At 62.1% G+C, this 19,480-nt stretch carries 22 protein-coding genes; 10 read left to right on the top strand and 12 right to left on the bottom strand.

From position 1 onward, the window contains the following. Window positions 1-1,588 (top strand): copper resistance CopC/CopD family protein (locus ACOZKU_RS23765; RefSeq protein ID WP_421580948.1); only part of this gene is annotated, 1,588 nt, incomplete at its 5' end. A gap of 438 nt (window positions 1,589-2,026) precedes the next feature. Here the strand turns inward: ACOZKU_RS23765 and ACOZKU_RS23760 are convergent. The 8 genes from ACOZKU_RS23760 to ccoN form a co-directional block, all read right to left on the bottom strand. Continuing rightward, window positions 2,027-2,296, bottom strand: a complete 270-nt coding sequence (locus ACOZKU_RS23760) for a hypothetical protein (protein ID WP_314092031.1) — start codon at window positions 2,294-2,296, stop codon at window positions 2,027-2,029. Between the two features lies 1 nt (window position 2,297). Further along, window positions 2,298-2,492, bottom strand: a complete 195-nt coding sequence (ccoS, locus tag ACOZKU_RS23755) for a cbb3-type cytochrome oxidase assembly protein CcoS (RefSeq protein ID WP_421580947.1) — start codon at window positions 2,490-2,492, stop codon at window positions 2,298-2,300. Beyond that, window positions 2,489-4,729 (bottom strand): heavy metal translocating P-type ATPase, encoded by a 2,241-nt coding sequence (locus ACOZKU_RS23750; RefSeq protein ID WP_421580946.1) that lies wholly within the window; start codon window positions 4,727-4,729, stop codon window positions 2,489-2,491. The genes ccoS and ACOZKU_RS23750 overlap by 4 nt, the downstream gene beginning before the upstream one ends. A 5-nt stretch (window positions 4,730-4,734) precedes the next feature. Beyond that, window positions 4,735-5,541 (bottom strand): DUF2189 domain-containing protein, encoded by an 807-nt coding sequence (locus ACOZKU_RS23745; protein ID WP_421580945.1) that lies wholly within the window; start codon window positions 5,539-5,541, stop codon window positions 4,735-4,737. A gap of 213 nt (window positions 5,542-5,754) precedes the next feature. Next, entirely contained in the window at window positions 5,755-6,636 is an 882-nt protein-coding gene (ccoP, locus tag ACOZKU_RS23740; RefSeq protein WP_421580944.1) for a cytochrome-c oxidase, cbb3-type subunit III, read from the bottom strand. Further along, window positions 6,627-6,797 (bottom strand): CcoQ/FixQ family Cbb3-type cytochrome c oxidase assembly chaperone, encoded by a 171-nt coding sequence (locus ACOZKU_RS23735; protein ID WP_117371767.1) that lies wholly within the window; start codon window positions 6,795-6,797, stop codon window positions 6,627-6,629. Before ACOZKU_RS23735 ends, ccoP begins: the two co-directional genes overlap by 10 nt. A gap of 9 nt (window positions 6,798-6,806) precedes the next feature. Beyond that, a complete protein-coding gene (ccoO, locus tag ACOZKU_RS23730; RefSeq protein WP_421580943.1) occupies window positions 6,807-7,559 on the bottom strand; it encodes a cytochrome-c oxidase, cbb3-type subunit II in 753 nt (250 codons plus the stop codon). Between the two features lie 3 nt (window positions 7,560-7,562). After that, the gene (ccoN, locus tag ACOZKU_RS23725) at window positions 7,563-9,221 is read right to left on the bottom strand and encodes a cytochrome-c oxidase, cbb3-type subunit I (RefSeq protein ID WP_421580942.1); all 1,659 of its coding nucleotides are present in this window, start codon (window positions 9,219-9,221) and stop codon (window positions 7,563-7,565) included. 499 nt (window positions 9,222-9,720) lie between these two features. Here ccoN and ACOZKU_RS23720 point away from each other — a divergent pair, with 499 nt between their 5' ends. After that, window positions 9,721-10,158: a pseudoazurin gene (locus ACOZKU_RS23720; RefSeq protein ID WP_421581045.1), complete on the top strand. Its 438-nt coding sequence runs from the start codon at window positions 9,721-9,723 to the stop codon at window positions 10,156-10,158. 200 nt (window positions 10,159-10,358) lie between these two features. Here ACOZKU_RS23720 and ACOZKU_RS23715 read toward each other — a convergent pair whose 3' ends face one another. Further along, on the bottom strand, window positions 10,359-10,982 hold the full coding sequence (locus ACOZKU_RS23715) for a UbiX family flavin prenyltransferase (RefSeq protein ID WP_421580941.1): 624 nt from the start codon (window positions 10,980-10,982) through the stop codon (window positions 10,359-10,361). After that, on the bottom strand, window positions 10,979-12,490 hold the full coding sequence (locus ACOZKU_RS23710) for a UbiD family decarboxylase (RefSeq protein WP_421580940.1): 1,512 nt from the start codon (window positions 12,488-12,490) through the stop codon (window positions 10,979-10,981). The genes ACOZKU_RS23715 and ACOZKU_RS23710 overlap by 4 nt, the downstream gene beginning before the upstream one ends. A gap of 108 nt (window positions 12,491-12,598) precedes the next feature. Between ACOZKU_RS23710 and ubiT the strand changes: the two genes are divergently transcribed. From ubiT to ubiV, 3 genes are read left to right on the top strand one after another with little or no spacing between them, the layout of a single operon-like run. After that, window positions 12,599-13,105 carry a ubiquinone anaerobic biosynthesis accessory factor UbiT gene (ubiT, locus tag ACOZKU_RS23705; protein ID WP_421580939.1) on the top strand — a complete coding sequence of 169 codons (507 nt, stop codon included), beginning with the start codon at window positions 12,599-12,601 and terminating at the stop codon, window positions 13,103-13,105. Further along, window positions 13,096-14,073: a ubiquinone anaerobic biosynthesis protein UbiU gene (gene ubiU, locus ACOZKU_RS23700; RefSeq protein ID WP_421580938.1), complete on the top strand. Its 978-nt coding sequence runs from the start codon at window positions 13,096-13,098 to the stop codon at window positions 14,071-14,073. Before ubiT ends, ubiU begins: the two co-directional genes overlap by 10 nt. A 10-nt stretch (window positions 14,074-14,083) precedes the next feature. Next, window positions 14,084-15,016 carry a ubiquinone anaerobic biosynthesis protein UbiV gene (gene ubiV, locus ACOZKU_RS23695; protein WP_421580937.1) on the top strand — a complete coding sequence of 311 codons (933 nt, stop codon included), beginning with the start codon at window positions 14,084-14,086 and terminating at the stop codon, window positions 15,014-15,016. Window positions 15,017-15,024: 8 nt separating this feature from the next. Here the strand turns inward: ubiV and ACOZKU_RS23690 are convergent, their stop codons facing one another. Continuing rightward, the gene (locus ACOZKU_RS23690) at window positions 15,025-15,486 is read right to left on the bottom strand and encodes a hemerythrin domain-containing protein (RefSeq protein ID WP_421580936.1); all 462 of its coding nucleotides are present in this window, start codon (window positions 15,484-15,486) and stop codon (window positions 15,025-15,027) included. A gap of 8 nt (window positions 15,487-15,494) precedes the next feature. Next, entirely contained in the window at window positions 15,495-15,650 is a 156-nt protein-coding gene (locus ACOZKU_RS23685) for a hypothetical protein (RefSeq protein WP_314092056.1), read from the bottom strand. 99 nt (window positions 15,651-15,749) lie between these two features. Between ACOZKU_RS23685 and ACOZKU_RS23680 the strand changes: the two genes are divergently transcribed. The 5 genes from ACOZKU_RS23680 to ACOZKU_RS23660 all read left to right on the top strand — a co-directional run bounded on the left by ACOZKU_RS23680 (window position 15,750) and on the right by ACOZKU_RS23660 (window position 19,429). Continuing rightward, on the top strand, window positions 15,750-16,310 hold the full coding sequence (locus ACOZKU_RS23680; RefSeq protein WP_421580935.1) for a cytochrome c oxidase subunit 3: 561 nt from the start codon (window positions 15,750-15,752) through the stop codon (window positions 16,308-16,310). Window positions 16,311-16,320: 10 nt separating this feature from the next. Then, window positions 16,321-16,596, top strand: coding sequence for a cytochrome C oxidase subunit IV family protein (locus ACOZKU_RS23675; protein ID WP_421580934.1), 276 nt, complete (start codon window positions 16,321-16,323; stop codon window positions 16,594-16,596). Between the two features lie 155 nt (window positions 16,597-16,751). Further along, on the top strand, window positions 16,752-17,204 hold the full coding sequence (locus ACOZKU_RS23670) for a c-type cytochrome (RefSeq protein ID WP_160862022.1): 453 nt from the start codon (window positions 16,752-16,754) through the stop codon (window positions 17,202-17,204). Window positions 17,205-17,215: 11 nt separating this feature from the next. Next, complete coding sequence (locus ACOZKU_RS23665) at window positions 17,216-18,562, top strand: nitric-oxide reductase large subunit (protein ID WP_314092059.1); 1,347 nt, start codon at window positions 17,216-17,218, stop codon at window positions 18,560-18,562. A gap of 63 nt (window positions 18,563-18,625) precedes the next feature. Further along, a complete protein-coding gene (locus ACOZKU_RS23660; protein ID WP_421580933.1) occupies window positions 18,626-19,429 on the top strand; it encodes a CbbQ/NirQ/NorQ/GpvN family protein in 804 nt (267 codons plus the stop codon). The last annotated feature ends 51 nt before the right edge of the window (window positions 19,430-19,480 follow it).

Here is a 19,480-nt window from a genome sequence, read left to right as displayed (position 1 = left end):
TCTTGGCCGATCCTGTATCCAGGTCTTTCTGACCGGTATCCTGTGGTGCTGTTTTGCTGTGGCAGCGATGGCGCACGCCTCGTTGACGGGCGCTGTTCCGGCCGATGGCGCCGTCGTCTATGTGTCCCCGAAAACCCTGTCGCTATCATTCAGCGAGCCGGTGTCGCCGCTCGTGCTGCGGCTCATCCTGCCCGATGGTCAGTCGAAGACGCTGGAGACATTCGTTCTGCGTGACCGCACCCTCGAGATCACCGCACCCGGCGACCTTGCAGCGGGAACCCATGTGCTTGCCTGGCGCGTCGTCTCCGAGGACGGACATCCCGTTGCGGGTTCCACGATCTTTTCGATCGGTGCGCCGAGCAGCGCGCCGCAGACCGCCGGGGAGGCGATCGACTGGCCGGTCATGACGGCGCTATGGCTTGCCCGCATCGCTACGTATGCCGGTCTCTTCTTCGGGATCGGCGGCCTTTTCGGCGTCCGGTGGCTGATCCCCGATGGCGGCGCTGGATTGCCGATCATAAAAGCGGCCCTGCTGCTCGGCCTCTCGGCGACGGTGGTTTCCCTGGGATTGCAGGGGCTCGATGCCTTGGGCGCTCCGCTCTCCAATCTTACTGATCGTGCGGTATGGAGCGCGGGGCTCGCGACGAGTTTCGGCCTGACCGTAATCGTGCTCTCCTTTGCGTTCTTTCTGGCGCTGGTAACCTCTTCAAGGACGACTTTTTCGGGCTGCGCGGCATCGCTTGTGGCCGTTGTCGCCGGAAGCGCGGCGATGGCGTTGAGTGGCCATGCAAGTTCGGCGACGCCGCAATGGCTGATGCGGCCGGCGGTCTTCGTGCATGTAGTCACGCTTGCCATCTGGATCGGCTCTCTCCCACCACTGGCCTACACTTTGCAACATGGAGGCGATGCTGCGCGGCAGGCGCTTGGCCGGTTCTCCCGCCTTATCCCCGTTTGCGTCGCTGCACTGACCGCGGCCGGCTTGCTGCTCGCCATCGTACAGGTGCAGACATTCGATGCGCTCGTTTCGACGGCCTATGGGAATGTGCTCCTCGGGAAGGCGGCGCTGCTCGTCGTCCTGTTTTTTCTCGTGGCGGGCAATCGCTGGGTCTTCGCCAAACCGGCCGAACGCGGCGAGCCGGGTGCGGCGCGGCGGCTTGCCTACGCTGTCGTCATAGAGACCATGATCGTCCTCGCCATTTTCGCCGTCGCCGCCACATGGCGGTTCACGCCGCCGCCCCGCGCGCTGGCGATCGCGGCTGCGCAGCCGGTGTCGATCCATATCCATGCGGACAAGGCGATGGCCGAAATTGCCGTCACGCCCGGACGTGCCGGTCCGGTCGAGGTGTCCGCCATCGTACTGGCCCCTGATTTCACTGCCATCGCGCCGAAGGAGGTGACGCTTGTGCTTTCCAATCCGCAGGCGGGTATCGAGCCGATGCGCCGGAAAGCAACCTTGCAGGCCGACGGCGTGTGGCGTGCCGCCGATGTCATCGTGCCCATTGCCGGACGATGGCGCGTAAGGGTCGATATTCTCATCAGCGATTTTGAAATCGTGCGGCTTCAGGACACGATTGAAGTACCTCGATAGGTCCAACTCAAATTTAACGGAACAGCCTGCTTCATTTCAGTAGATGGCATCTTGCCGGGCAATCAGGTGTGCCGAGCTTCCGGCACTGGCAAGCGGTTCGGCACTAGCTATATGTCTTGAGCGTAGAATCCGGAGCAATGCGAGCCGTTTCGGCGTCTAGTTTTCTAACGGTGCCGTGATTTTCGGCCCCGCAGGATGGTCGTTGACCTATCGAGCGCCATTTGAATTAGCCCAACTCAGCGCGGTAGGGAGGTATCCAAGGGCGATGACCGATCCCAAGCCATAGACAATCAAGACTCCCGCTAGGCATGTCGTCGGATTGCTAATGCTGTTTGGCGCCCCGAGGATCAACGCAACCGCTTTAAGACCACCGATTGAGAAGCCGATTAGCAAACATGATGCCATGAATTTGATCATAGTCGGCGTGGAACGAGCGTTTCAACGTGGCGTTCCCCGTGCAACGGAGAACACAGCTCCGATCATGCCGCCCGTGACTACCCCCGCCGAACCACCTGCAAGACCACCGATCAAGCAATAGACGATCGTATAAGCGTCGAATTGCGGAGCTGCCAGGAGCGCAGCTAGGACGCCGACCGCCGCGCCGACAAGGCCAAGGACGAAGCCGAGCCCGGTTACGGCATCAGACGGGTCGACGACAACCTGTTGATGGTTACCCTCGTCGATATTGGGCCGATCCTCATCTGTCATCTCATCCTCCATCCTTTGACATATGCTGCCGCCTGTCTCGGTCGATTGTGTCGTCTTCGTCGCTGTCGAGCAGGATCCTGGCGGCGGCTCCATCGAGATCCTCGTATTGTCGAGTGCGCACGGACCACAGGAAGGCGAGGAGGCCTGCAACACCCATGACGATCGAAAGCGGTACGAGCACGCTGATGGCAATCATGTTCTCGCCTCCAAGACGGTTTTCGCCACGGTCTCTCGCGGCCGAGGCACAGGCGCAAGACGCAGGGCGTTGGCGACCACGATGAGTGAGGACGAGGACATCGCAAGGGCTGCTATAAGCGGCGTCACGTATCCGCTGAATGCAACGGGCAGGCTGATGAGGTTATAGAGTGCGGCGAGCACGAAATTCTGCCGGATGAGTCCGGCTGCCTTTTGCACGCTGTCGAACACATCCGCTACGACGCGTAGATCATGGCCAAGGAAAACGAAATCGGCGGCGCTGCGGCCGATGTCACTCGCTGACGTGGGAGCCATGGATGCGTCTGCAGCGCGCAAAGCCGGCGCGTCATTGATTCCGTCGCCGATCATCAGCACCCGGCGCCCGACCGCCTGTAGGTCCTTTATGGCGCGTACCTTTTCAGTTGGCAGAAGCCGTGCACGCCGGTCGGTGATGCCAAGCGCCCCGGCAACCAGATCGACGGCTTTTGATGAATCACCGGAAAGAAGGACGACGTCGAAATTGCGGGCTTTCAACGTATCGACAAGGTCGCGCGCGCCGCGCCGGATATCCTCGCCGAAGCTGAAATATGCGAGGGCCACACCATTCTTGGAGAGCACGGTCAACGCTCCGTTCTGTATACCCAGAGCCCATTCTGGCCTGCCGAGCCGGTAGAGGTCGCCCCCGAAGCGGCCTTCCAGCCCCATTCCCGCGGTTTCTCTCACATTCGTAAAGGTGAGCGGCTTCTCTGTGGAGACACCTGCTGCCACAATGGCTCTTGCCACCGGGTGGATGGAGGTTCGGGCCAGAGCGGTGGCTATTTCGAGCGCTTCCGGAGCGATCCCATCAGTGCCGAGCAGGCGCGGCACGCCCGTCGTCAGTGTGCCCGTCTTGTCGAAGACGACTGTGTCGATCTCGCGCAGGCGTTCGAAAGCGGAGCCATCGGTCGCCATGACGCCGCGCTCGAAAAGGCGGCGGGCCAAAACGATCTGTACCATGGGTACGGCGAGCCCGAGCGCGCACGGGCAAGTGATGATGAGGAGCGCGACCGAGGTCGTGAGCGCGGTATGCAAATTACCGGTCGTGATGAACCAGATGATGAAGGCGAGCGAAGAGAGACTGTGAACAAGGGGCGCATAGAGGCCCGCTGCGCGGTCCGCGAGCCGCCGGTAGCGCGACCGGCCGTCCTCGGCCGCCTCGATCATTCTCGTCATCTCGGCAACCGTGGAATCTGCCGGCGCGTTGGTGGCGCGCACGACGAAGGGGTTGCCGAGGTTCAGTTCCCCCGCCCTAACGCTTTCCCCGGCAAGGACGCTCCTCCAAAGGCTTTCGCCGGTGATAAGGGCGGCGTCGAGTTCTGCGCGCCCGTCTTCCAACACTCCATCAGTCGGCACACGATCGCCGGCAGCGATGCGAAGGCGCATCTGCGCCTTGATGTCTCCCAGTTCTAGAAAGTCCAGGCTGCCATCGTTTTGCAGCACGTTCGCCCCGCGGGGAATCAGCCGTGTCAGGGCGGCGACAGCAGAGCGCGCTTTCCGACGCATCGTATGATCGAGCACCCGACCGATCAGGAGGACGAAGATCAGCGACGTCGCGGCCTCGAAATACGCGTGGGGAGCGTTGGTAACGGTGTCGTAGAGACTGAGCGCGAAGGTGAGGAGGATGCCGACGGAGATCGGGACATCCATATTGGTTCGGCCGTGGGAGAGCGCCTGCCAAGCCGAGCGGTAGAAACCCGCTCCCGCATAAAAAACCGCCGGCAGCGCAAGTAGTGCGGAAATGGCATGGAAGGTCTGGCGTGTTGCCTCGTCCGCACCGGACCATACGGAGACGGAAAGCAGCATGATGTTCATGGAGCAGAAGCCGGCAACGGCGAGCGCGCGCACAAGCCCTGCGAGCGCAGGATCCTCCCCGTCGATCTCGGCCGCAGGCAGGTTGGCGTCATAGCCGACGGCGGCGAGCGCGCCGAGAAGATCCGGGGCTGCATGCCCATCTCGCTTCCACTCGATCGTGACGCGGCGTAGCGAAAGGTTCGCGCGTGCCCGCTTGACGCCAGGCACGCCGACAAGGGCGGCCTCCACCGCGCCAATGCAGGCGGCGCAATGCATGGCGGGGACTGAGAGCACACTCTGCCGCAGCCCGTTGCCGAGATCCCTGCTGGCAATCGCGAGTTCTTCAGCCGAAGAGCTGGTCCGCGAGAGCGGCACACCCAATCCGATCTCGGCCGAACAGCAGGACATGGCCGCTACCGCATCTCTCTATAGGCGTGCCAAGTGGCGTGCCCGAGCCAGGGGAAGACCACGATGAGGCCGAGAAGCCCGGTTGCGACCGAGAGGAGGAACAGACCGAGCACGATCGCACCCCAGGCCAGCATCGGGGAGAGGTTGTTCCACACCAGCGCCGTGCTGACACCCATGGCGGTCAAAGCGTCGACGCGCCGGTCAAGCAGCATGGGAATGGAAAAGACACTCACGGCGAAGGCGAAGCCGGCAAAGAGCGCGCCGATCAGGCCGCCGACCACCAGCATGGCCCAGCCGATCGACGTGGTGAAGAGCATGTCGGCAATATGGTCGAGCCCGGGGAACGGGCGCACGCCGAAGAACAGTGCATAGACGAGGACTGCGGCGCGCATCCACAGGAGCATCAGCATGGCGAGCAACATGCCGTTGAAGAACACCTGCGCGCCCGCCATAGGCTGCACGGCGAGCATGGAACCCAGCGTCGGTTGCGCCCCGGCTTCAAGGTCGCGGCTTTTGAGATAGAGGCCCGCGGCCACCAGCGGGCCGACAATGAGAAAGCCCGCCAGTGCCGGGAATAGGAAATAGTCCCGGCCCGTATTGAACATGTAGACGATGAAAACAATCGAGGCGAGGAAGACCGCGAGACCGTAAAGGAGGCTTGGCACTGGGTTCGTCCACAGGTCGCGCCAACCGCTCGCGAGCCACTGCACGGGCGCCCGTGCGGAAAGGTGGCGCTTCCACCGCTCGTTGCGCGTCTCCTCGATATCCGACACCTCGGATACGAGTTCGGGTGCGTGTTGCCTTGCGACCATCTCATCCTCTCCCCGTCAGCATGCCGACTTGGCCGCGCGATATCCGCCCGGCGTTCCGCTCTTGTCCTTCAGATGCGCCACGCAGTCCGGTTCGCTGGAGACGGCGACGTAGACGAGATGAGCATTGGCGCCTGCGAATACGGCTATCGCCGCCGCTGTGAAAATCCAGAGGAAGTGAAACCGTCCAGCTCGGGCGGGCGCAGCATTCCCCATCTATGGCGTCCTCTTTCCCAGATCGTCGACATAGAGCGCCAGAACTTTGATCTCGACCGGCGTCAGGCGCTCGTCCCAGGTCGGCATATGGCCCTGCCGGCCGCCGTGAATGGTCGCAATGATGCGCTGCAGACTGCCGCCATAGATCCACCTATTATCGGTAAGGTTGGGCGCGCCGAGCTCCGGATTGCCCTTGGCATTCTCGCCATGACAGGCGATGCAGGTCGTCTGGAAGACCTCGCGGCCCCGGTCGACCTGATCGACATTGTCGGCGGTGGAAATTGCCGGATCGCTAAGGGAGGCGACGTAGGTGGCGACGTCCACCACCTGCTTCGCGTCTAGCATCTCGTCGCGCCCGAAGGCGGGCATCTGACCGACGCGACTTTCCGCATGGCGGGAATTGACGCCGACAGTTAGGGTCTGGGCGATGGCCTCCGGCCCCCCACCCCAGATCCAGTCGGCGTCGGTGAGGTCGGGATAGTTCTCGCGCCCCTTGCCGTCGCGACCATGGCAGGCAGCGCAATTGTCGCCGAAGAGCTGATGGCCGTTGTTGCGCACCGTTTCCATCAGACGCTCGTCGGCGCGGATCTCGTCAAAGGACAAACTGGCAATCCGTGACGTCCACGGCGTCCTTTCCACGATGCCCTGCTTGATTGATGCCTCGACCGTCGTCTTTTGGTTCTCGCCGAGAACGCCCTTGGTATAGGTCCTGCCGAGCGGCCAAGTCGGCATCAGTACCCACCAGAGTACGGCGAAGATGTGCGTGACGATCAGGAAAAGAAGCACGCCGCGTGGAATCGGAGTGTCGAGCTCGCGAATGCCGTTCCAGGTATGGCCCGTCGTCCTGCGGCCGCTGACGGGATCGACCTCTTTCACTTCCATGGGCCATCGTCCTCGTCGAAAATCTCCCGCTCCGCCCGCTCGAAGCGTTCCCGGTTGGAGGGCAGGAAAGTGTAGATCAACACGCAGATCGAAAAACCGATCAGGTAGAACAGGCCCCACATCTTCGAGCCTTCGAGCAGTGTCTCATGCGTCAACGCCATCTCGTCACCTCAATTATTGGGGTCGGGCATCTGTTCGGGCGCGGCGGTATTCTCATAGGCCGCGCGGGTAAGCTGACCGAGCACCTGGAGATAGGCGACGAGCGCGTCCATCTCCGTCACGTTGGTCGTTACCCCGTCGAAGGCCGAGACCTGCGTCGTCTCGCCGTATCGCTCGGTCACGCCCGACGACTGTTCGCTGTCGGGTATGGCTTGGCCATAGGCGTCGCGCGCGGCGTTCTCTATCATCTCATCGGTATAGGGCACGCCCACGGCGCGCTGCGCGCGAAGCGCGAGCGGCAGATCGGCGAGCTTCAGCGGGGTCGTTCCCAGCCAGCGGTAGGAGGGCATGTTGGATTCCGGCACCACGTCGCGCGGATTGTTCAGGTGGGCGACGTGCCAGAAATCCGAATACTTGCCGCCGATGCGGGCAAGGTCCGGGCCGGTGCGTTTCGATCCCCATAGCATCGGATGGTCGTACTGGGATTCGACGGCCAGCGAATAGGGGCCGTAACGCTCCACCTCGTCGCGTAGGGTGCGGATCATCTGCGAATGGCAGGCGTAACAGCCCTCGCGCACATAGATGTCCCGCCCGGCTAGTTCCAGCGGCGTATAAAGCCGCATGTCGGACACGGTCTCGACCGTATCGTCGATGGTGAAGAGCGGAGCGATCTCGACAATGCCGCCGACGCTGGCGGCGGCGATGATGGCCAGCATGAAGCCGGTTGCGGAGCGTTCCAGTTTCCTGTGCATCAGTTCCGGCATCGGCTACTCCGCAGGCGTGGGGGTTGCGCCACCGATCGGCCGCTCGTCGACGGGCAGATCCTCATCGAGGGAAAGCGCGGCGGGGGCGGGGCTACGCACGGTCATCCAGACATTGTAGGCCGCGACGATCGCTCCCATGAGGAAGAGGAGGCCGCCGAAGGCGCGCGCGATGTAGTATGGATACATCGCCAGCAGCGTATCCACGAAAGAATAGACGAGCGTGTCATCCGGGGAATAGGTGCGCCACATCAGGCCCTGGATGATACCGGAATTCCACATCGCGAAGACGTAAATGAGCGTACCGGCCAGCGCGAGCCAGAAGTGCACCTCGACCAGAACCGCCGAATACATCCGTTCGCGCTTCCAAATTGCCGGCACCAGCGTATAGAGCGACCCGAAGGTAATCATCGCGACCCAGCCCAGCGCGCCGGCATGGACGTGGCCCACCGTCCAATCCGTATAGTGAGAGAGGGCGTTGACCGGGCGGATTGCGAGAAACGACCCTTCGAAGGTCGAGAGCCCATAGAAAAACGCTGCCATCATGATGAAGCGTAACGTTGCGTCGTCGCGTACCTTGTGCCAGGCGCCGTTGAGGGTAAGCAGTGCGTTCCCGGCGGACGCCCAGGAAGGCACGAGCAACATCACTGAAAAAGTCATGCCGAGATTCTGAACCCAGTGGGGCAGGGCTGTGTAGTGTAGGTGGTGAGAGCCCGCCCACATATAGAAGAAGGTGATGCCCCAGAAGCTGAGGATCGATAGCCGGTAGGAGAAGATCGGCCGCTCGGCGCGCTTGGGGAGGTAGTAGTACAGCATGGCCAGGAAGCCGGCGGTGAGGAAGAAGGCGACGGCGTTATGCCCGTACCACCATTGCACCATCGAATCCTGCACGCCCGCCCAGATCGTATAACTCTTGGCGTGGGCGAAGGAGAGGGGAACCGCGAGGTTGTTGACGATGTGCAAAATGGCCACGACCAGAATGAAGGCCATGTAATACCAGTTAGCCACATAGATATGCGGTTCTTTGCGCCGCGCAAGCGTGCGCACGTAGAGCACAAAATAGGTCACCCAGACGATGACCAACCAGATATCGGCGTACCATTCTGCCTCGGCATATTCCTTGGATTGGGTGACACCGAGGAAATAGCCGGAAATCGCGATAAGACAGAAAAGGTTGAAGCCGAACAGTACGATCCAGGGCGAAAGCTGGTCAGCAAGGCGGGCGCGCGAGGTGCGTTGCACGACGTGGAACGATGTCGTGATCAGCGCATTGCCGCCGAATCCGAAAATGACACCGGATGTGTGCGCCGGGCGGATCCGGCCGAAGCTTGCCCAGGACGTATCGAAGTTGAGGTTTGGCCAGGCGAGCTGCGCTGCTGCCCACACGCCGATGAACATGCCGAAAATTGCCCAGAACAGTGTCAGCCCAACGCCGACCTTGATTGGATCGTCATAATAGCGCGTAAGCCGAGTAGGGTCCGGCGCTGCCCCGAATGCTGTGGAAAAGAGTATGAAAAGCAGAATAAGACTGTAGAGGAGGACCATAGCCCCGTGGATTCCGAGCACATCGGATCGTCCTGCAGCCGCCATCGCGATGCCGATGATCGCGAGCACAATTAGAACAATCGCGCCAAAGTCCCGTTCCCCAGTCGTGAGTTGTCCCATCTCCGCTCTCCTCACCAACTTCAAAGCACGAGACACTGCAACGCGCTCGTGTTCAGGAACGCATACTGACAAACATGAAGTCAAGGATGTGGCTGCATTAAATGCCGCCGAATAGACGATCTCAATCGAAAAATTGCCTAATATCAATTTTAAGCTAGGTCGTTACGGTAAAGTGCCTCCGCGCAGGGGCAATTGCGGAAGCAACACGCAGAGGCACTCGACGAAGGCTGGCATCAATCATGGAGTTTTCTCCCAGCAATACATAATTATACAGAAGCTAAATTAGTATAGGTGCAATTTCTTTGACCGGTAACTGGAAGGATTGCTCATCTGAACGTTGGGAGTACGCCTTTCATCCAGGCTAACAAACATGCGGCCTTCGCGGAGGCGCATCTATTGCCGTTGTTTGATCAACGTCAAAGAACGGAGCGTTCCCGTGGCCTATCCCTTTCACATGAACGATTGACGTTCGTCAGCAAGGAGAATTCCAGTGCGTATCATGGTAAAGAGCTTCGTCGGCGCAGCAGCGGTCCTTTTCGCGCTCGCCCTTCCCGCCGGCGCGGCAGATTTTGAAGTGCACATGCTCAACAAAGGTGCCGAGGGCGCCATGGTGTTCGAGCCCGCCTTCGTGAAAGTCGCCCCCGGCGATACGGTTACCTTCATCCCCACCGACAAGGGCCACAACGTCGAGACGATCAAGGACTTCATCCCGCAAGGCGCGAAGGCCTTCAAAAGCAAGATGAACGAGACCTACAAGGTCACCTTCGACAAGCCCGGCGCCTATGGTGTGAAGTGCACGCCGCATGTCGGCATGGGCATGGTGGGTCTTGTGGTCGTCGGCGATGCACCGGCTAACCTCGACGCCGTCAAGACCGGCAAGCTGCCGAAGAAGGCCCGCGAACGCTTGGATGCGGCAATCGCTAAACTGGGCCTGTAAACACGATCCAAGACCTAAAATGGGGCCGGAGGACGATTCCTCTCCGGCTCCTTTTGCAATCTCTACAAAATGTTGGGGCCAGCCTGACGCAAAGGCAGGCATGGGACATTAGGCAGCCTTCGGGATGGCTACACCAATACCATCCATGTCCCGGAGTGGGTCTCCGCGCTCCTCATGGCTCCTCGTCGTAGGTTAGCTCGTCAAGCCTGCATAAGTGAAGCAGCATCTTGTGCAGGGCGGGCGAATTCCTGTCGCGTTCCCTGCCAGCTCTTTGCCAGGAGAGGATGAGAAAGCGCGAGCAGGTCGATGGCGCGAGCGGCGAGGTGGTCAATAATCTCGGCGACGGAGCTTGGGCAGTGGTAGAAGGCCGGGACGGGCGGCATGATGATGGCACCCATCTCGGTCGCCGCGACCATGCTGCGCAAATGCCCGAGATGCAGCGGCGTTTCGCGTGCAAGGAGTACCAGGCGGCGGCGTTCTTTCAATTGCACGTCGGCTGCGCGAGTCAGCAGCGTGTCGGTTCGCCCAGTGGCGATAGAGGACAGTGTCTGCATGGAGCAGGGTGCAACGATCATCCCGTGGACTGAAAAGGAACCGCTGGCAAGGCAAGCGCCGATGTCGCCGATTGGATGATGCTGGGTAAGCGAAATAAGCCGGTTGAGCGCGTCGGGCCCGCATTCGAGCGCAAGCGTGCGCCGCGCAGCGTCCGAAACAACGAGATGGGTTTCGATACGGGGAAGCCCTGCTAGCCTTTCGACAATGCGCACACCGAGTGCCGCCCCCGATGCGCCGGAGATGCCGACGATGACGCGTTCCGTCGTCATGCGGTCCTCTCCCCGAGGCCGAACGCCTGCCAGAGCCCGTCGACGCGTGCGACGACCTCAGGGGACATGGCGAGGGGGCGACCCCATTCGCGCTCGGTTTCGGCGCCGATCTTATTGGTGGCGTCGAGGCCGAGCTTGCCGCCTAGTCCGGATTTGGGCGAAGCGAAATCAAGATAATCGATCGGCGTGTTGTCGATTACCACAAGGTCGCGGCTTGCGTCGAACCGCGTGGAGAGCGCCCAGATGACATCGGGCCAGCTCTTGACATCGATATCGCCATCCACCGCGATGACCAGCTTGGTGTAGCTGAACTGCGGCAGCATGGACCAGAGCCCCATCATCACGCGCCGTGCCTGGCCCGGATAGCGCTTGTCGATCGAGACGACCATGGCGCGATAGGAACAGGCTTCGGGCGGCAGCCAGAGATCGCGGATTTCTGGAAACTGCCGCTTCACCAGTTGCACGAAGAGGTCGTTCATCGCTTCGCCGAGCCGCGACGGCTCGTCAGGCGGGCGGCCGGTATAGGTCGAGAGATAGAGCGGGTTTTTCCGCATGGTAATGGCCGACAGCGTCAGCACCGGGAAGGCCTCGATAGAGTTGTAGTAGCCGGTATGGTCGCCATAGGGGCCTTCGTCTGCCGTCTCCCGCGAGGAGACCGTCCCTTCCAGCACGATTTCGGCGCCGGCGGGAATGGGCAGGGGCACGGTGATGCCCTGCGCCGTCTGCTGTCGCCGGCCGCTGAGCACGCCGGCAAAGGCCAGTTCGCTCATGCCGTCCGGCAGGGGCATGACTGCCGAGAGGATCGTGGCGGGATCGGCGCCGATGACGATCGCGACCGGCATGTCTTCGCCATGCGCCTGCCAGAGCCGGTGATGGCGCGCACCGCCGCGCTGCGCCAGCCAGCGCAGGATCAACCGGTTCTTGCCGAGCTTCTGCATGCGATAGATGCCCACATTGGTGTCGGGGGGATCATAGGGCGCCTGGGTGATCACCAGGGGCCAGCTGACCAGCGGCGCCGGCTCGCCGGGCCAGCAGGTCTGAATCGGCAGGCGGTCGAGGTCGATGGCGTCACCCTGCCAAATCGTGTGCTGGCAGGGCGGGCGGGTGATGGTACGCGGGTTCATCGAAAGCGCGGCTTTGAGGTGCGGCAGCTTCTGCCAGGCCTCCCGCATCGACCGCGGCGGCTCGGGATCGCGCAGGTCTGCCAGAAATGACGCAAGCTGCGGCAGGCCGCCGGCCTCCAGACCGAAACCCCATTCGATCCGCTCGCGTGTGCCGAAAAGGTTGGCAAGGAGTGGAATGGGCTGGACAGTGCCATCGGCATCAACCGGTTTTTCGAAGAGCAAGGCCGGGCCTTCCTGTGCCAGCACGCGGCGATGGATTTCGGTGATCTCGTGCACCAGCGAGATGGGCTCTCGGATGCGTTTCAGCCGCCCTCGCTGCTCCAACAGAGCGACGAAATCCTGAAGGGTGTCATAGCGGCGGGGAATCGAGTTCTCGGCTTTCATGCCCAACTTCTGCAGGGGAAAAACAGCGTGGTCTTTGTGCTGGCGCAAACACTTCTGGGCCGTGGCTCCCTAGGCTTTGCACGTTCTTTCCCGCCAAGGCCGATCCGCATGCCCCATCTCTTTCCCCTCCTTGCAAAACCCGTTGAAATCGCGCCGCTCTGGTTGGTGGAGCGCGTTGCACGCACCATCTTTGCCGGTGTGCTGAAGGGGCACCCCGATCTTTTCGACCGTCTCGGCGAATTCCAGCAGACGCGCTACTGCTTCTCGACTTCTGATCTCCCCTTGCATTTCCGCGTCGTGCCGGCGGCCCGGACACTGTCCGTCTTCCGCGGCGAGCCGCCTCTGGCGGATGCGCGCATCGAGGGGCCGCTCGCGTTGCTGCTGGGCCTCATGGAAGGTCGTTGCGATGCCGATGCGCTGTTCTTTTCGCGCGATCTCTCGGTTACCGGCGACATGGAGGCAATGCTGGCGCTGCGCAATGCGCTAGACGACAGCGCCATCGATCTGCCGCGGGAACTCGCCGCGCTGGCGGGTCCGTTTTCGCCGCTGGTAAGCAAGGCTGCGTACCACATCCGGACGCGGGCGCTCGAGGGGAGGGACGCGACATGGAACTGATCTGCCCGGCCGGCACCCCTGCCGCCTTTCGCGAAGCGGTAGAGGCGGGCGCCGACGCCATCTATTGCGGCTTTCGCGACGAAACCAATGCCCGCAACTTTCCGGGCCTGAATTTCAGCCGCGAGGAGCTGCGCCAGTCCATCGCACTCGCTCGCCGCAAGGGCGTCCAGACCTTCGTGGCGCTCAACACCTTCATGCGGGCGGGCGACGAGCCGCTCTGGTACTCAGCCGCCGACGATGCGGTGAAGGTAGGGGCCGACGCTCTTATCGTCGCCGATTTCGGGCTGATGGCCTATGTGGCGGAGCGATATCCCGAGCAGCGCCTGCATATTTCCGTCCAGGCGTCCGCCTCCAATCCGGATGCGATCCGCTTCCTCGTCGATGCCTTCGGTGCCAAGCGCGTGGTGCTGCCGCGTGTTCTGACCGTGCAGGATATCGCCCGGCTGACGCGGCAGATTGATTGCGAAGTGGAGGTTTTTGCCTTCGGCGGCCTCTGCGTCATGGCGGAGGGGCGTTGCTCGCTCTCGTCCTATGCAACCGGCAAGTCTCCCAACATGAACGGTGTGTGCTCGCCCGCCAGCTATGTCCGATACCGGGAGGATGGCGGCGCACTCGTCTCCGAGCTCGGCGCCTATACGATCAACCGCTTCGGCCCCGGCGAAGCCTCCGGCTATCCGACGCTGTGCAAAGGCCGCTTCGATGTCGGCGGCATGGAGGGCTATGCCTTCGAGGACCCGGTTTCGCTCGATGTGATCGACGAGATCGATGCGCTCAAGGCGGCCGGCGTGTCGGCCCTGAAGATCGAGGGGCGGCAGCGCGGCAAGGCCTATGTCGCCGAGGTTGTTTCCTCGCTGAAGAAGGCGCTCGGCGCGACGCCGACGGAGCGCGCCGCGCTCGTTTCCCGTTTGCGGGGGATGAGCGAAGGACAGCGCACCACTTCCGGCGCCTATGACAAGCGCTGGCGATAGGAGACAAACAATGGAAACGAAACGGGCGGCGCTGAGCCTCGGGCCGATCTATTATCTATGGGACGGGCCGAAATGGCGGGATTTCTATTTCCGCATCGCCGATGAGGCGGATGTCGACCACGTGACGCTGGGCGAGACTGTCTGCTCCAAGCGCCAGCATTTCAGCGAGCCGCATATCGCCGACGTCATCGAGCGCCTGGAAGCAGCCGGCAAGCAGGTGACGCTCTCGACGCTCGCCATGGTGACCCTGGAGCGCGAGAGCCGGCAGGTGCGCGACCTCATTCGCGACAGCGACCACAGGGTGGAGGCAAACGACCTGTCGGCCCTCGGGCTCCTCAAGGGGCGGCCGCATTCCATCGGACCGCTGGTCAATGTCTACAATGTTGCGACGGCGCGCACGCTTGCTGCGCGCGGTGCGGACGTGATCTGCCTGCCGCCGGAGCTGCCTGCCGTCTCCATCCGGCAGATGTTGCAGGCCATGCCGGACTTTGCCTTCGAACTCTTCGCCTTCGGCCGCATGCCGCTCGCCATTTCTGCGCGCTGTGCTCATGCCCGCTCGAAAGGCCTGACCAAGGACAATTGCCAGTTCATATGCGGCGAAGATCCCGATGGCCTGCCGCTGCGCACACTGGACCGACAGTCGTTTCTCGTGCTCAACGGCGTCCAGACGATGTCGAACAGTTGTGTCGTGCTCTTGGATGATCTCGCGCCGCTGATAGAGGCAGGCCTCGCTCGCGTCAGGCTTTCTCCGCAGAATTGCGATATGATCGGGATTGCAGCTCTCTACCGCGCGATGATCAATGGGCAGCTCGAAGGGGCAGAGGCTCTTCGAGAACTGAAGAAAGCGTATCCCGGCATACCCTTTTCGAACGGCTTCCTGCACCAGCAGGAGGGGGCCGCCTGGGTGGCGCGGGGGCGCAGCGCGACGACGGCGGATAGATGACAAGCATTTCAACCAAGAATATTGCGCTCACCATCCTTTGCGGCCAGCAGTCTTTCGACGAGCAACTTCTCTGAAAAGACGTGGCGGCGCAGGCTTTCCTGGAAACCGCCCAGCATGCGCGCGATGGTGTCGGGTGAAAGCCCGCAGCGATCGTCGGCGACGGCTTTGAGGGTGAGCGACAGTTCCTCTGCCGCCAGTCGGTCGCAGCGGCGCTCGGCCTTCAACCGTTCGATGGTCATCGCGGCGAAGCAGGAACCGGCGTGTCGGTCGAAATCCGGGAAGAGGAGGCGCTCCTCTAGGTCGTGTACGGATTTCAGGAGCGACAGGATGGCGTCGGCGAGGTCTCGCAGCTCTTCGGCGATGGTGGGATCGCTGGCGGCTTCTTCGAGGCGCAGGCATAAGTTGAGTAGATCGCTATGCAGCGTTTCCAGCCGGCGAATATCGGCGGCGGTAAGGGTTGACCCGCTCATTTACACCCCTACTGGCCGAAGAACAGCACAGCGGCGATGATCACGGAGGCACCGACGGCCGAGAGCGTACCGGCGCCCTGGAGTACGCCCATGCGGTAGAGCATCAGGGCAAAACCGATGATGACAGGGGTCGCGACGAGAAGGCCGATCTGCGCGTCGGTCATGAGATGATCCTTTCCTTTACCGCCATCCTGCCGCGTCCACGCGCACTGTTCTTTGTGCCGGCGCAAAGAAGGCCTCGTCTTGCCCGGTTAGAAAGGACCATGGCGGCGACGGATGATTTCAGCATGGCGGTGACGAAGGCACAGGGTGGCGAGGGCGACGGTCTGCTGTTGTGGATATTGGTCTGGAGCGAGCTTGCCGCTTTCGGCGTGCTGCTCATCGCCTTCATGATCATGACGATGCTGGATCCCGACAGCGCGGTGTCGTTCCGCAGCCACCTTCATCCCGGTCTTGCGGCTGCCAATACAATCATCCTCGTTCTGAGCGGCTGGCAGGCCGCGCTGGCTGTTCGGCTCGGCGCCGACGGCAGGGCCGTCCGTCGTCCCCTCGTGCTGGCGGCGCTCCTCGGTCTTGCCTTCGCAGCCGTAAAGGCCTTCGAATACACGCTGGAGATTCGCTCCGGCATCGGCGGTCTCGGCCGGCTTGCCGAACTCTATTTCCTCGTCACGGGCTTCCATCTGCTGCATGTCGTCTTCGGCGCAGCGATCCTCCTTCTCGTCGCCTGGCGGCCTGCGCGCGACAATGTCGTGATGATCGCGACGCTCTGGCACGCGATCGATCTCGTCTGGCTCGTCATGTTTCCCATCGTCTATCTCGCCTGAGGATATCCGGATGACCCGACAAGCCCGCGAACAGTTTTTCGCCACCCTCGCCATGCTGTTAACGCTTGCCGCTGGCGGCGCTTTCGTCGGCAGTCTTTCGGGCGGGCTGCTTGTGCCCATCACCGCCGTGCTCGTCATGGCCTATGCCAAGGGGCGTTTCATCGTACTCGATTTCATGGAGCTACGCGCAAGCCGCGGCGTTCTGAAGTCCGCATTGCTCGCCTGGCCAGCGGTTCTTTTGTCGCTGGCGCTCGTGCGCGCCGCCACCGTTTCGCTTATCGGCTGACGAACCGTCCCGCTCTTTGCCTATGCGCAAAGAAGCCTTTTCCTGCCGCGCTAGAACACAAGCGTCCCGCATCGTCGGCGAGGGGATCACCGGCAACGTAAGAGCGGGGTTTGACGCCAGACCCACGGGGTTCTGGCCAAGGAAAGGACCAGGGGATGGCAGAGCGCCTAACCAAAACCGGGGCCCGCAACGTCTTCTATGGCGGGTCCATCTTCTTCTTCACAATCTTCGTGGGGCTGACCGCCCATTCGCATTACTACATGCGCACGGTCTCCACCGACGAGACGACGCTGACCGACAGCGTCGCGCGCGGCAAACATGTCTGGGAAAAGAACGCCTGTATCAACTGCCATACACTGCTTGGTGAGGGGGCCTATTTCGCGCCCGAGCTGGGCAATGTGTGGAAGCGCTACGGCGGCGTGGAAGACCCCGAAGGCGCACGCGAAGCACTAAAGGCCTGGATGGCCGCCCAGCCGAGTGGCGCGGAAGGCCGGCGGCAGATGCCGCAGTTCAATCTCACCGAGCAGGAGGTCAACGATCTCGCCGACTTCCTTGAATGGACCAGCAAGATCAAGACCCAGAACTGGCCTCCGAACGACGCCGGTTAAGGAGAGACGACATGAAATATCAAACGCAAAAGGTCGCGATGCTGTACTTCTACGGCGCGCTCGGTCTGTTCCTCGCCCAGGTGCTCTTCGGCGTCGTGGCCGGCACGATCTATGTGCTGCCCAACACGCTGTCCGAGCTCTTACCCTTCAACATCGTGCGCATGATCCACACCAATGCGCTCGTCGTCTGGCTGCTCATGGGCTTCATGGGGGCCACCTACTACATGATCCCCGAGGAGACCGAGACAGAGTTGTATAGCCCCAAGCTCGCGGTCGCGCAGTTCTGGATGTTCTTCGTCGCGGCCGGCCTCACGGTCGTCGGCTACATGTTCCGCATCCATGAGGGCCGCGAATTCCTTGAGCAGACCTTCATCGCCAAGGTCGGCATCGTCGTGGTCGTGCTGATGTTCCTGTTCAACATCACCATGACGGCGCTAAAGGGCCGCAAGACCACGGTCATCAATATCCTGCTTTTCGGTCTCTGGGGGCTGGCGCTGTTCTTCCTCTTCGCCTTCTACAATCCGGCGAACCTTGCGCTCGACAAGATGTACTGGTGGTACGTCATCCATCTCTGGGTCGAAGGCGTCTGGGAGCTGATCATGGCCTCCGTGCTCGCCTTCCTCATGATCAAGCTCAACGGAATCGACCGCGAGGTCGTAGAGAAGTGGCTGTATGTCATCGTCGGCCTGGCGCTGTTCTCGGGCATCCTGGGCACCGGCCACCACTATTACTGGATCGGCGCACCGGGCTACTGGCAGTGGATCGGCTCGCTGTTCTCGACGCTGGAAGTGGCGCCCTTCTTCACCATGGTCATCTTCACCTTCGTGATGACCTGGAAGGCCGGCCGCAACCATCCGAACAGGGCGGCGCTGCTGTGGTCAATCGGCTGCTCGGTCATGGCTTTCTTCGGCGCCGGTGTCTGGGGCTTCCTGCACACGCTGTCGTCGGTGAACTACTACAGCCACGGCACGCAGATGACGGCTGCCCACGGACACCTCGCCTTCTTCGGTGCTTATGTGATGCTGAACCTCGCCATGATGGCCTATGCCATCCCGGAAATCCGCGGCCGCCAGCCCTACAACCAGTGGCTCTCGATCGTCAGCTTCTGGATTATGTGCACCGCCATGTCGGTCATGACCTTCGCGCTCACCTTTGCGGGTGTCGTGCAGATCCACCTCCAGCGCGTCCTTGGCGAAAGCTTCATGGACGTACAGGACCAGCTGGCGCTGTTCTATTGGGTCCGCCTCGGCTCGGGCGTCGTCGTGCTCGTCTCGGCGCTGATGTTCATCTGGGCCGTGCTGGTGCCCGGTCGTGAGCGCACCGACAGCCTCACACGGATGGTTCAGCCCGCCGAGTGAGCGCTGCCGGCCCCGTCATCCCGCGGGGCCGGCACCTTTCCTCTATAAGATTTGGAGACCGACATGACCGTGATGCTCAAGGCCATCAACGCGGACATTCCCGCCTACAGCCCCTCCGGCAACGAATGCGAACTGTTCGAGAAGGCCTGGATACGCCAGCTTCCGTTGCTGCTGAAAGGCCCGACCGGCTGCGGCAAGACCCGCTTCGTCAGCCACATGGCGGCAAAGCTTAACCTGCCGCTCTCGACGGTCTCCTGCCATGACGACCTCTCCGCCGCCGATCTGACCGGCCGCTATCTTTTAAAGGGCGGCGATACGGTCTGGGTCGATGGTCCCCTGACGCGCGCCGTGCGCGAGGGCGGCGTGTGTTATCTCGACGAGATCGTCGAGGCGCGCAAGGACGTAGCCGTCGTGCTGCATCCGCTGACCGACGACCGCCGCATCCTGCCTTTGGAGCGCACCGGCGAGGTGCTGGAAGCGCCTGTCGGCTTCATGCTCGTCGTTTCCTACAATCCCGGCTACCAGAACCTTTTGAAGGCCCTGAAGCCTTCCACCCGCCAGCGTTTCGTCGCCACCGAGTTCGATTTCCTACCCAAGGCGGCGGAGATCGCCGTCGTCGCCACGGAAAGCGGGCTGGACGAGGCGCGCGTCGCGCCGCTCGTCGCACTGGCGCACCGGTTGCGCGCGCTGAAGGGCCATGACCTCGAAGAGGGCGTCTCGACGCGCCTGCTCGTCTATTGCGCCTGCCTCATCGACAGCGGCATGAGTGCGCGCGACGCCGTGCGAGCGGCGATGGTTGAGCCCCTGACCGATGAGCCGGATGTGCGTGCCGCCCTCCTCGAAATCGCCGATGCGATGATCCGGTGAGGTCTAGCCATGCTGGATTTTCTGGAGCTTGAGGAGACTGTCGGCCGGGCC

This window comes from Shinella sp. M31, assembly GCF_049199205.1.
Taxonomy (GTDB): Bacteria; Pseudomonadota; Alphaproteobacteria; order Rhizobiales; family Rhizobiaceae; genus Shinella.
Note: the sequence above shows the minus strand (reverse complement) of the source record. Positions and strands in the feature narration are given on the sequence as shown.

Coding starts and splice junctions, on each gene's coding strand:
- ACOZKU_RS23760 (WP_314092031.1), bottom strand. CDS start 2,296: ATGACAGATGAGGATCGGCCCAATATCGACGAGGGTAACCATCAACAG.
- ccoS (WP_421580947.1), bottom strand. CDS start 2,492: ATGATTGCCATCAGCGTGCTCGTACCGCTTTCGATCGTCATGGGTGTT.
- ACOZKU_RS23750 (WP_421580946.1), bottom strand. CDS start 4,729: ATGTCCTGCTGTTCGGCCGAGATCGGATTGGGTGTGCCGCTCTCGCGG.
- ACOZKU_RS23745 (WP_421580945.1), bottom strand. CDS start 5,541: ATGGTCGCAAGGCAACACGCACCCGAACTCGTATCCGAGGTGTCGGAT.
- ccoP (WP_421580944.1), bottom strand. CDS start 6,636: ATGGAAGTGAAAGAGGTCGATCCCGTCAGCGGCCGCAGGACGACGGGC.
- ACOZKU_RS23735 (WP_117371767.1), bottom strand. CDS start 6,797: ATGGCGTTGACGCATGAGACACTGCTCGAAGGCTCGAAGATGTGGGGC.
- ccoO (WP_421580943.1), bottom strand. CDS start 7,559: ATGCCGGAACTGATGCACAGGAAACTGGAACGCTCCGCAACCGGCTTC.
- ccoN (WP_421580942.1), bottom strand. CDS start 9,221: ATGGGACAACTCACGACTGGGGAACGGGACTTTGGCGCGATTGTTCTA.
- ACOZKU_RS23720 (WP_421581045.1), top strand. CDS start 9,721: ATGGTAAAGAGCTTCGTCGGCGCAGCAGCGGTCCTTTTCGCGCTCGCC.
- ACOZKU_RS23715 (WP_421580941.1), bottom strand. CDS start 10,982: ATGACGACGGAACGCGTCATCGTCGGCATCTCCGGCGCATCGGGGGCG.
- ACOZKU_RS23710 (WP_421580940.1), bottom strand. CDS start 12,490: ATGAAAGCCGAGAACTCGATTCCCCGCCGCTATGACACCCTTCAGGAT.
- ubiT (WP_421580939.1), top strand. CDS start 12,599: ATGCCCCATCTCTTTCCCCTCCTTGCAAAACCCGTTGAAATCGCGCCG.
- ubiU (WP_421580938.1), top strand. CDS start 13,096: ATGGAACTGATCTGCCCGGCCGGCACCCCTGCCGCCTTTCGCGAAGCG.
- ubiV (WP_421580937.1), top strand. CDS start 14,084: ATGGAAACGAAACGGGCGGCGCTGAGCCTCGGGCCGATCTATTATCTA.
- ACOZKU_RS23690 (WP_421580936.1), bottom strand. CDS start 15,486: ATGAGCGGGTCAACCCTTACCGCCGCCGATATTCGCCGGCTGGAAACG.
- ACOZKU_RS23685 (WP_314092056.1), bottom strand. CDS start 15,650: ATGACCGACGCGCAGATCGGCCTTCTCGTCGCGACCCCTGTCATCATC.
- ACOZKU_RS23680 (WP_421580935.1), top strand. CDS start 15,750: ATGGCGGCGACGGATGATTTCAGCATGGCGGTGACGAAGGCACAGGGT.
- ACOZKU_RS23675 (WP_421580934.1), top strand. CDS start 16,321: ATGACCCGACAAGCCCGCGAACAGTTTTTCGCCACCCTCGCCATGCTG.
- ACOZKU_RS23670 (WP_160862022.1), top strand. CDS start 16,752: ATGGCAGAGCGCCTAACCAAAACCGGGGCCCGCAACGTCTTCTATGGC.
- ACOZKU_RS23665 (WP_314092059.1), top strand. CDS start 17,216: ATGAAATATCAAACGCAAAAGGTCGCGATGCTGTACTTCTACGGCGCG.
- ACOZKU_RS23660 (WP_421580933.1), top strand. CDS start 18,626: ATGACCGTGATGCTCAAGGCCATCAACGCGGACATTCCCGCCTACAGC.